The following is an 11,016-nucleotide window of genomic DNA, read 5'->3' on the forward strand; positions in this document are numbered from 1 at the left end:
TAAATATCCTACTCTTAGTTGGTATTTTTAGCTGCCCCCAAAAAGCTTCTTTTGCATGCAACTTACTAGATACTATCTATGTTTATCTAGGTTTTGTTAATTTGCGCCGTACTAATAACTTTTGTGATGCTTAATATAAATTTAAAAAAACCCAATTCCTAGATATAGCATTTTGGTAATTTTTTGCATTATACTAAGGTCAACTTTTACAGGTATACACTATTTGTTGCACTTGATAATAGCTAATAATTACAAATTATTAGCAACGTAATGTTTAATCTTCTGTAATTAAAAACACTAGTTTTTTGTTATTACAACTTTACTGAAGCTTGCTATCGCTGTGTTTTCTTGTACTAACTATCCATTTACCAGAATGAAGTAATAACTGTCTGTGTGTTTTTTAAACAAATTTGGCAACAAATATTATTAGTAATTTTGTCCAAGTACTTTTGCTTAATTGGATTTTCAATTTTTGTAACAATCATTACAAGGTAAGGAGCTACGAGCGATTAGCTCGTAATTTTGAAGCTTAAAACTAATTTGAGCTTAATTTATTTTAAAGGCTATGCAAGCTACTTTGTCTAGCTTGCTAGCTTTTATGCCACACATCTTTAAATCAGCGCATCTTATTAACAGGGCTCTTTTTATACCTGACCTGATGGCATTGTTAACGAATCTAAAAGCATTAAGGATGTGGCTTTTATATCCTTGTAGATAATTCATTTTAGACAACCCACTAAAGTACAGGCGGCGCTTTGCAGTTTGTGCACATTTTTAGCGAGTAATTCATGAAGAGTAAGATTGAAACTATCACTAAAACTACTCAAGCACCTTTAGATAAGGAAGCTCTCAATCACGCTAGTAGCCTTAGTGAGAGCGAGCTCTTAAAGAAAATCTGTCCTCGCTCTAATGGCACTTGTCCGCATAAGCAGACAGGTTGCACTAACATGTGCACCAGTGCTGTAAGCTGTGATTGCTCTGCTGGCGGTTGTGGTTCTGCTATTTTTAACCCTGAGCTCTATGATGACGAGCATCATATGAGCACTAAGGATACTATTACCAGTTTCCAGCTATCTGATTATATGGGCCTCATGCCTCAAGAGCAATTTATAAGCGAGCTTGAGCCTAAGTCTATCCCATCTTCTGAGCTGTACAACGACAATGTAGAAGATACCCTACACTACCTAAACCTCAATCAGGCTTTTGCTATTACTGAACGCCTAACTGAGCGCTCTAATTTAACTTTTGAACTTAGTGATGAGGCCAAGAAAGTTAACAAGGCTATTCACCAAACAGCTGATACTCAAGTATTTACTGATTATGTAGCAAGCCTAAAAAACAACACTTTAGCTAGCAAAAATACTACTAACTACATTTACCAAGGACATATTAGTGATTTTGATAGCGGTAAAACCTCAAGCGCTAGCCAACATCTAGCTCAAGAGCTAGCCCACACCCAACACCAAATTGAAGGTATTAAGTATGAAAACGCCCATGACAACACCTTAATTGTCCAAGCCCATACAGCTATAATCGCACCAGCCTCTTCTGAGGCTATGCAAGCTCAAGGTGGGATTGAGAATGCAAGTGCAGGAGCACGTCGCTTTAACGAGCTAATGGCTAAGCGCTCTAAGATCTATAGCATTCCTAAGCATGAGCATTCATATCACGATAAAAATGGTGCTTATCTAAAAGATCACAATAGCGCCCACGAACAAGAGCTTAGTGCCGAACACTTAACTCAAAGTGTACTCAATGATCATGCCTATAAACAGAGTCTCAAAGAGGCTAACAAAGTTAGATCCCATGCGCAAAAACACATCAGAGCTCAAGCACAAGCTAATCACCAGGCTTTAGCTAAAGCTCATGATCTCTCCACTAATAAAGTTAAGTTAGAGCAAAGGGCAGTAAATGATGCTGTTAGTGCTACTGACTACGCTTTTCATAGTGTTGATTCAGGTGTTATTAGCAATGGCGATCAAGCTTCTGCTTCATCTACCTTAGAAGTTGCAGAAAGCCAACTGCTTGCTCAGATTCGTGGTACTAACTTATGTGCTAGCCCATTAACTGAGAGTTTACGTAATCAAGAACCAGATCCTAATTATGATCAGGCACGACGTGTATTTGATGAAGCTCAAATGGCATATCACGAATATGCTGCCCCTAGCCTGAAAGATATTACCAAAACTCATAATGACGAGGCTTTAAAAGAAAACCTCCTTAATCTTGAGCACTCCATTCATGTGCTCATGAATATTATTGGCTGTGGTGTTTTTATTCAATCTATCGGCCCTAATCATGAGCGTCGTCTCTTATGGGCTAATAAGGGTCTATTTGACCTTATGGGCTACGACCCTGATTATATTATGTCTCTTGATGGAGCCGATTTTGCTGATCGCTTCTTACACCCTGATGATGTAGATAATTTCTTTAACAGTTTTACTAATAGCGAAACAGCACAAAGCTTATCTGTAGTCTATCGTGCTAAACATGGTAAGACAGGTCAATACCTATGGTGTAGTGTTAAGTCAGCTTATTTAGGCAGATCTGGCGATAACAATCTTTATATGTGTTTGCTCAATGATATTACTCGTGAGCGTCGCTTAAAAGATCGTATGGCCCGTTGGATTCGCAAAAATGAATTGCTCTCTGAGGCCTGCCAAGAATTAATTTTTGAGTACGACCAAAATGAAGATCGCTTAGAGCGTTTTGGTAATTACCAGCACTATGTTCCATCAGTCAAACCGCTACAAGAAAACTATTTGCAGTTTTTTAAAAATTCTGACTTTATTCATCCTGACGACAGGGAGCTGTATGAGTCCATTTTCACTGATCGTACTATTGCCGATGGTAAGAGCCGCAGAACTGTAAAATTCCGCTTAAGACCAACTAACAGCACTGAATATCAGTGGCACGTATGCTCTATTATTGGCTATACCGAAGAGACTACAGGCCATATTATGATTATTGGCAAGCTTTACTCTATTCATAATTATGAAGCGAAGATTGCTATGCTCAATAAGGAAAATAAGCTTGATCCTATGACTAAGCTTTTAAATAAGACCACTATGGAACACTCGGTAGCTTCTGCTTTAAGTGAAGGCCAAGATATAGGCCAACACCAAGCTATGCTCATGATTGATATTGATGACTTTAAGAAAGTTAACGATACTCATGGCCATGCCTTTGGTGATGAGGTCATTTTAATGGTGGCTAAATGCCTTAAAAATGCCTTTAGAAGCTCGGATTTGGTAGGCCGTATGGGTGGCGATGAGTTTATGGTAATGCTACAGAATGTTTCTGTAGAGCAGGCTATTTCTCTTGCCAACATTTACCAGCAAATTATTAAAGAAGAGGCCCAAAAGCTCTCTATTCCTTACCCTGTTTCAAGCTCAGTGGGCATTGCTTTTGCTCCAGAAAACGGCTCTACTTACGAAAATCTATTTGAAATTGCTGATCAAGCTTTATACCTCACTAAGCAAACCTTAAAGGGTCAAGTGTCTTGTAATATTGATGGCGAGACTAAAATTGTCTCTAATATGCCTAACGTACTGCACAATAGCCAGCAACGCTTAGCCTCTTTAATGCGCAAAATTGACGCTCAATAGACCATAGAGCGCCCGCCCACCCATCAAAACTTTAAGCTTGGGATGAGCCCAACAAGGCTCATTCCAAGCTATCTAAGCTATCACAGCTATTAGAGCCAAACAACTCAAGGCATCTTAGCAGACGGCAAGTAGCTATCCAGCTCTTAAGACTAGTAGCATTGCAAGCGCAGCCATACCCCATCAAAATTACCAGATTCTAATTCGTCTTTGCGAATGTAAAAATAGATCATGCCGCAATCACCAAACATTAGGTCAAATTCTGATTGGTCATCACTTACACCATCAAGCTCAAAGAGTAAGATCCAATTTTTAGGGCCATTGTGTTGCGCCTTTTGCTTTACGTCCACAGGCAAATCTGACCACCCTCTACCCACACTAAAGCCCTGCCTTAAGAGCTCACAATCTATGGTCATGCTATTTTGAATGATTGTTGGATAGCCTAATAGTTGGTGATAATCATCAGCCCCCTCGCCATACCTAATTTCATCGCTAAACTCCTCTTGAGATAGCAGTGCGCTTAACTGCGCAACAAATTCATCATATGCTTGGGGATCGTCCTCTTTTAGCTGTTCCAAATTGCAATCTAAATGCTTAAGGCACATAAATCTAGCTTTGGCAAAATCATAAGCATCAATAGCCCCAAAGCTATCGTAATAATCCTCAAAATCAATAAGATTTGCTCTAGCATGTGCTTTGATAGCAAGCTTAGGAAAGATAAAGTCAGGATCTACGCCCTCAGGAACACGAGCTCTCTTAAGAGCTGTAATATCTTCAAAATATAAAACCCGCCATGAGCCTTTTTCGTTAGGATCATAGCCCCAGCACTGATTATAGCAATCGTAAAAGAACAGCAATAAGCCCTTTTTAGGCAAGAGATTATCCTTATCTAATAGGGAAATTTGCTCTAAATTAAACTGGGCAATAAAATGCAGATGGCACAGTTTAGTTTCACCATCTTCCACCTTACCAAAAGGTAAATACCTTTTTTCAACATAATCATAGCTAGGCCACTCAAAACCCTCAGGCACATCAGGAAGACCACCAAAATGACTTTGCCCCACTTCCTCTAAAATGACCATTTCTTCAAAGTCCTGGCGCACAATATCAAGCTTAATAGCATTACGCCTACTCGCCCAAATGTTTTGACAAACTTCTAATGCTTCCTCAATTTTCATAGCAACCACTCCTAAAAGAACACCCATCCACCCTTTTACACCCAGCTAAAGCTGACTGCCCAACTGCCCAACGGCCAAGGCTCCATGCTAGAGGTAATGCAAACAGCCTTGCGGCTCCAAGGCCAGTGACCAGAAGCCACCATACCAACAGGCCAGCAGACCATGCGGCCAGGAGGCCCAACAGTCCTCACCTAACTCTATCAAATAAACCAATACATAAGCCACGGCTCGCCCTTATAAACACCATCACAAAAGCTATACTAAGCTTTAAGGGTGAGCCTATAGCCAAGCATAAACTAAAGCTAAAGCTAAAACAAAAGCTTGATTAGCCCCCTATCTACCAGCCTAACAGAGACGACTTAAGGTGTTAACCTCCACATATGAGATAAAGGACATCATTCCAGCCCATGCACTGCCTTAGAGTAAGGTATGTTGCTTGACAGCTTGAAGCTCAGGTTTAACTTAGCTTAGCTTAGCTTAGCCAATATGAGCTTGGCAGTACACCTCTGAGCATGAATGAGCCTTCCTTAGAGATTAGCTTGATATTAGATAATATATTAGATTAATGCCGTGATAGATATGGTAATTCTTAGGTTGAAGGATGGCTGTAAAGCTATGGAGCGAGGCAAGCTATTGCCCTATTATAGAACATTGCTGAAAGTCACTTCCCTATTATGGTGCTACTGATTAACAAGTAGTAGCTTGTCATACTACAATGAGCCTACTTCCAGGTATTGGTAAGGAAGTAAGTTATCGACTTTGATGCGTTCTTGTCCTATACAAGTACGCTTTTTTTGTCTCTAACTTTTTAAAAAAAATTAATACACCTCTAAGGCCTACTGCCTATAGCTAAATAAAGTTAACAGTAGTGCTGCTCTTTATTTAGCTGAGCTAACTTAGCTTAGTCTATGCGTGTATTACAGCGTTAATAATTACAGGCTCTTTTCCTAAATTGACTTAGAGAACTGAAAGATCGAGCCTGATTGATTGTAGTTTTATTTCATAAGGAGGCATGATGTCTTACGAATTTCGACGTGGCTATATTACTGCGCTACCATTAATGATTGGTCTCATGCCTTTAGGTTTAATTTTAGGAGCTCAGGCTAGTCAAGTAGGCCAGTCAGCTCTTACTACTTTCTTAATGTCAGGTATTAATTTAGCTGGCGGTAGCGAATTTGCAGCTTTAGGCTTATGGTCTGCTACTCCTCCAATCTTAATGATTGCCTTTACTACCTTTTTAATTAACTCACGCCATATTGTCATGGGTGTGACCTTTGCGCCTTATATGCGCCATGAAAAAGGATTTCGCCTCTATTTTGGCCACTTTTTAATGGTAGATGAGTCTTGGGCTCTTACCATGCAAGATATCCAAAAGCGCTCATTAGAGGGCAAAGGATTTTCCTATTGGTTCCATATAGGCGCAGGTGTTGGCATTTGGATGTCTTGGGCCTTTAGCTGTTTTGCAGGTGGTATTTTAGGCAATAGCTTTGGTAATTTATCAGCTTACGGCTTCTTAGCTGCCATGCCAGCAACCTTTATTGCTTTAGCTGTAGCCATGAGACCAAAGCTAATTATTGGTATCAACCGTCTTTTAACCTATGCCCCTATTATGGCAAGCTTCTTAGGAGCAGGCCTAACCTCAGTATATGGCAATCCTCACTATTGTGTAGGTACAGGTATTGTCTGCGGCCTCATAGCAGCCTTTTTCGTACAAGTTTACAAAGAGAAAAAAGGACTAGTTGAGCCTCAAGAAAATACCAACTCCCAAGAACCAGCCACAGCCAATGCATCAGAGAACAGCGCTAGCAATACCTCAGCACCAGCACCTGCACCAGCGACCGCTCCTGCACCAGCAACAGCGCCCGCTCCAGCTAAGGTAATGGCAGACGGTACGGCTTTAGTTGATGCCCATAGTCAAGCTTCTGGTGCTAAGGATCAATAAGAGTCCATTAGCCTCAGGCTGTTTTGAATCCAGTACAAAATCATAATTAAGTAGTTAATTTGTTTTAGGTTAGCCCTATGTCTAGTACCTTTGCTCTTCCAAATATTTATGAGATGCTCACTATCTTAGCTATGGCCTCCGCCACCTACTCAACTCGTATCATAGGCTTTTTATGGTTAAGAAAGAGAACTTTAAGCGCCCGCGCTCGTGCCGTACTTGATTCTAGCCCTTGCTGCGTAATGGTAAGTGTTGCTGCACCATCTTTTATGACCACTGATATTAAGATGCTTGCTGCCCTATTCTTTGCCTTTGCTTTATCTTTTAAGTTTAATTTGGGCATTACTATTTGTGCTAGCGTAGTCTTATTAGGCATTTTGCAAAACTTCTTGTAGCTACTACCAAATTTATACCAGCGTACTAATGTTTTAAGTTGGCAACAAAGAAGCAAAACAGCTCACTCCTAATACAGGAAGCTCTTGCAAGAACAAAATTGACCTTACCTTGTTCCGACAAGGCTTATACCTTAGCTCCTACCTAGCCTTGCAAGCATCGCACCTTAATGCGCTGCACTGAACAGCACTGCATTGCATGGCAGTGTACTCTCTGGCATTACCTTGTATTGCCTGGCACTGTACTGCATTGCATTGCATTGCATTGCATTGCATTGCTTTGCCAGGAGTTAGCAAGATTGACCTATTAGGAGTTAGCTTTCATTATGATTATGGCATGGTTTAAGGCATATTATTGAGCCAAGCTGTTTGCTTTTATGAGCTTTATTGCCTGTATGCAAAACTGCAAATATACGTACAAATTTGGCAAAGATTAGAGTGTTAGCAAAAACTAAATAGGCACTAGTGTTTAGTTTGGGGTTGTAAAGTGTCGGGCACAAGGCACTTGGATAATTCTTTTGGCGCTCTTTGAGATTTTTCACAACGGGACAATAGAATATGTACAAAGAAGTGTTAAGAGGCATGTTTTTAGCCTCTCCTATACTATTGGGTTTAGTCCCTGTTGGTTTCATTATGGGAGCACAGGCAAGTCAGGTAGGACAGTCATCCTTGACGACTGTGGTTATGACCACCTTAAACTTAGCTGGTGGTAGTGAATTTGCAGCTTTAGGCTTATGGCAAGCTATTCCTCCTATAGTATTGATCGCCTTCACCACCTTTCTCATTAACTCACGCCATATAGTGATGGGGATGACTTTTGCCCCTCATGTTAAGAACTACAAGGGATTAAAGTTAGGTTTTATTGCCTTTTTTATGGTCGATGAAATTTGGGCCATTTCTATGCAGGATATCCATAGACGCAATGAACAAGGGCAGGGCTTTTCTTTTCCCTGCTATATTGGCTTAATCCTTACTATATGCCCTGCTTGGGTATTATCCTCTTTTAGCGGCAATGTCGTGGGCAACATCTTTGGTGATCTTAGTGTTTATGGCTTTGCTGTGGCAATGCCTGCAACCTTTTTGTGCTTAGCTATAGGCATGAGACCTAAAGTAAAAGCACTTAAAGGCAAAATTATTGCTTACACTCCAATATTATTAAGCTTCTTAGCCTCAGGCCTAACAGCCCTGTGGGGCAATCCTTCCTATAGCGTAGGAGCTGGAGTACTAACAGGCTTAACCTCTGCCTTATTAATCCAAATTGCAAAAGAGAAATCAGAACGCTAATGAGACTAACTTAGGTTAATCTGAATTATATTAGCCCCTCATAGGACATAGGCTTGCTCTTACATGAGCTCTCCATTGCCCTATTTGCTGGGTACGTTTAATGAATGAGGAACTACTATGTACGGTCAATACAACATTCTAAGTGAAATTGAATCGCCTTATAGTGAGGCTTTCCACTCTAATATGCTTGCATCTCTGCTCAAAGAGCCTCAGATACTGCAAGCCTTTTTAGAGCATTTGCCTGAAAATATTGGTATACCCAGCAAAGATCTAATTGATGCAACTGTCGACACTGAGTTTGTTTGTCCTGAGTCCCAAAATAGAATCGACATTTTGATTCGTCTTAAGTTTAAGCCTTCTGGTCAAACAACCCCTTTATATAAGGCCATAATTTTAGAAAATAAGATTTATGCCAAAGACCAACCCCAACAATTAGACAATTATTTTGCAGCGTTAAAGGGTTTAGGATATCCTGTCAAGGATATTTTGTTAGTTTATTTAACGCTTGAAGGGAATGCCCCATCAGCAGATAGTTTCTGTACAGCTAAGAAAGAAAATGCCTCATTAGCCCAGCTATCTTACCAAGAACATATTATTAGTTTTCTTAAGAGCTCTCTTACTTTGGACACAGTCAAACAAAGCTCTAGACTAAAGAACACTATCGAAAGCTATAAAGAGCTATTAGTTGAGTACTTACTTCCAAGCTATGATACAAGCTCCCGCTATGATACAAGCACCAAAGAGCTAGTATGGGAATTTGTTAATGAGCTCGAAACTCGAGTTTTATCTTTGCTAAAAGAAAACTATAATTTTCCTGATTTAGATAAACCAAATGATAGCTTTCTTACCTGTGAGAAAGAAAAATTTCTCTCTTTTTTCCCTGAATCCTTACGATCATTTGGCTTTAACGTGCCTTTAAAAAAATTTACTCTAAACAATAAGGATGCTACCATCTATTTTTGTATTGAAATAGAAGATTTCATCTATTTTGGTTTATCTCTTCAATATGATGGAGACTTTTCTTATTGTGACTCCAAAAAGAATCATGAACTGCTCAAAGGTCTGAGTCCATTACTGGATGCTTTATTTAAAGAAGGGTTTTACAATCATTCCAATTGGCTAGGCTGGAAGTATTTTAATCTCAAGATTACTGAGGACAAATATGTGCCTAAACTCAAATTACTCGATGACAAGAGCTTAGCTACACTACAAGATGGTGCTAAAAGGGCAGCTCTGATTAAAGCTATGATTGATAATATCGATAGCCACTTGTGCGCCCTTGAACCAAGATTACCCTACTGACAGCTTTTGTAGGAAGGTAGTTAGGAAGTAAGATCTATGTTGATAGGTTAATTTCATTAATTACCACCTACTAGCCACACCAGTGGCAGTATCGCAAGATGGCCTGTCTTTATAGCTTTAGCTATTGGCATATTAAGCTATAGGCATATTGGATGCGCCTATTTGTGCCCTGACATGACCACCAGCTAATTCATCATAAAAATAGCCACTGGTGCGAACTTGCACCAGTAATCCTAGAGCTTAAGTAGCTTGAGGCCATTTAGCAAGATTAGCCTATTGACAGCTTTTGTAGGAAGGTAGTTAGGAAGTAAGGTCTATCTTGATAGGTTCATTTCATTAATTACCACCTACTAGCTATACCAGTAGCAGTATCGCAAGATGGCCTGTCTTTATAGCTTTAGCTATTGGCATATTAGGCTATAGGCATATAGGATGCGCCTATTTGAGCCCTGACATGACCATCTGCTAATTCACCATAAAAATAGCCACTGGTGCGAACTTGCACCAGTAATCGTAGCGCTTAAGTAGCCTTAGGCCTTTTACCAAGATTACCCTACTGACAGCTTTTGTAGTTAGTTAGGTAGTAAGGCCTATCTTGATAGGTTCATTTCATTAATTACCACCTACTAGCAACACCAGTAGCAGTATTGCTGGATGGCCAGTCTTTATAGACTTAGCTATTGGCATATTAGGTTTTTTGACAAACTTCTTAGCTATTCTGATAAGAACACCTACCAATAAGCCATAAGCATTTGTTAGGTGCAGTGCTGTGCATTGTAGTGCTGTGCTTATACTTTAGGGGAAAGAAGCTAGTCTTTGCTTATTAGCTAATAATTGCTTCTTGGGGATTAACAAGAGTTGCCTCATTCTTATTAGTGAATTTGAAACTATGGTAGTGATTCATTGATGCTCTCAATACGTTAATCAATTTATGAGCAAAGCAGCTTCTGGGCTTGGTGCATTAAGGAACCATAAACTAAGGTGTTACGAGGCTATTGCCTTATTTTGAGTGGTGATAGTTTTTTTGCAATGATTAGAGCTAAATTCTAATCCTGCTCAATTTAAGTACTTACATACAAGCATATTAGTGGCTGCATTTGGCTTAAGATCTTGCCTTTTACAGGCCTCTAAAGATGATTCCTATCGGGTTTTTTACTCTAAGCAAATAGTAAAAGTAGATGAGTAATGAGCATATAGACCGACAATAGTATGATTTCCGTCTAAATTACCGAAACAAATCTGTAATCATCTATATGTATGTATAAAACCAAAATGTCAATATAGTATAGTTTCTTGTATCGATGCTATAATAGAAT

6 protein-coding genes are annotated in these 11,016 nt (G+C 39.6%); 5 read left to right on the forward strand and 1 reads right to left on the reverse strand.

Going from position 1 to position 11,016, the window contains the following annotated elements:
* The first annotated feature begins 788 nt into the window (after positions 1 to 788).
* Positions 789 to 3,608, forward strand: coding sequence for a diguanylate cyclase (locus tag MXE38_RS11315; RefSeq protein ID WP_246915012.1), 2,820 nt, complete (start codon positions 789 to 791; stop codon positions 3,606 to 3,608).
* Positions 3,609 to 3,757: 149 nt separating this feature from the next.
* On the opposite strand, the gene MXE38_RS11320 is transcribed toward MXE38_RS11315, so the two are convergent.
* Entirely contained in the window at positions 3,758 to 4,783 is a 1,026-nt protein-coding gene (locus tag MXE38_RS11320; protein WP_246915015.1) for a YwqG family protein, read from the reverse strand.
* 1,015 nt (positions 4,784 to 5,798) lie between these two features.
* On the opposite strand from MXE38_RS11320, the gene MXE38_RS11325 reads away from it, so the two are divergent.
* From MXE38_RS11325 to MXE38_RS11340, 4 genes are all read left to right on the forward strand, one after another.
* Positions 5,799 to 6,725 (forward strand): AzlC family ABC transporter permease, encoded by a 927-nt coding sequence (locus tag MXE38_RS11325; protein WP_246915019.1) that lies wholly within the window; start codon positions 5,799 to 5,801, stop codon positions 6,723 to 6,725.
* A 77-nt stretch (positions 6,726 to 6,802) separates the two neighbouring features.
* Complete coding sequence (locus MXE38_RS11330; protein WP_246915022.1) at positions 6,803 to 7,117, forward strand: AzlD domain-containing protein; 315 nt, start codon at positions 6,803 to 6,805, stop codon at positions 7,115 to 7,117.
* Positions 7,118 to 7,672: 555 nt separating this feature from the next.
* Positions 7,673 to 8,398 (forward strand): AzlC family ABC transporter permease, encoded by a 726-nt coding sequence (locus MXE38_RS11335; RefSeq protein ID WP_246915025.1) that lies wholly within the window; start codon positions 7,673 to 7,675, stop codon positions 8,396 to 8,398.
* Between the two features lie 117 nt (positions 8,399 to 8,515).
* Positions 8,516 to 9,700 (forward strand): PD-(D/E)XK nuclease family protein, encoded by a 1,185-nt coding sequence (locus MXE38_RS11340; protein ID WP_246915028.1) that lies wholly within the window; start codon positions 8,516 to 8,518, stop codon positions 9,698 to 9,700.
* Positions 9,701 to 11,016 lie beyond the last annotated feature (1,316 nt).

Source organism: Anaerobiospirillum sp. NML120448, from assembly GCF_023050945.1.
Lineage (GTDB): Bacteria > Pseudomonadota > Gammaproteobacteria > Enterobacterales > Succinivibrionaceae > Anaerobiospirillum.

Coding starts and splice junctions, on each gene's coding strand:
- MXE38_RS11315 (WP_246915012.1), top strand. CDS start 789: ATGAAGAGTAAGATTGAAACTATCACTAAAACTACTCAAGCACCTTTA.
- MXE38_RS11320 (WP_246915015.1), bottom strand. CDS start 4,783: ATGAAAATTGAGGAAGCATTAGAAGTTTGTCAAAACATTTGGGCGAGT.
- MXE38_RS11325 (WP_246915019.1), top strand. CDS start 5,799: ATGTCTTACGAATTTCGACGTGGCTATATTACTGCGCTACCATTAATG.
- MXE38_RS11330 (WP_246915022.1), top strand. CDS start 6,803: ATGTCTAGTACCTTTGCTCTTCCAAATATTTATGAGATGCTCACTATC.
- MXE38_RS11335 (WP_246915025.1), top strand. CDS start 7,673: ATGTACAAAGAAGTGTTAAGAGGCATGTTTTTAGCCTCTCCTATACTA.
- MXE38_RS11340 (WP_246915028.1), top strand. CDS start 8,516: ATGTACGGTCAATACAACATTCTAAGTGAAATTGAATCGCCTTATAGT.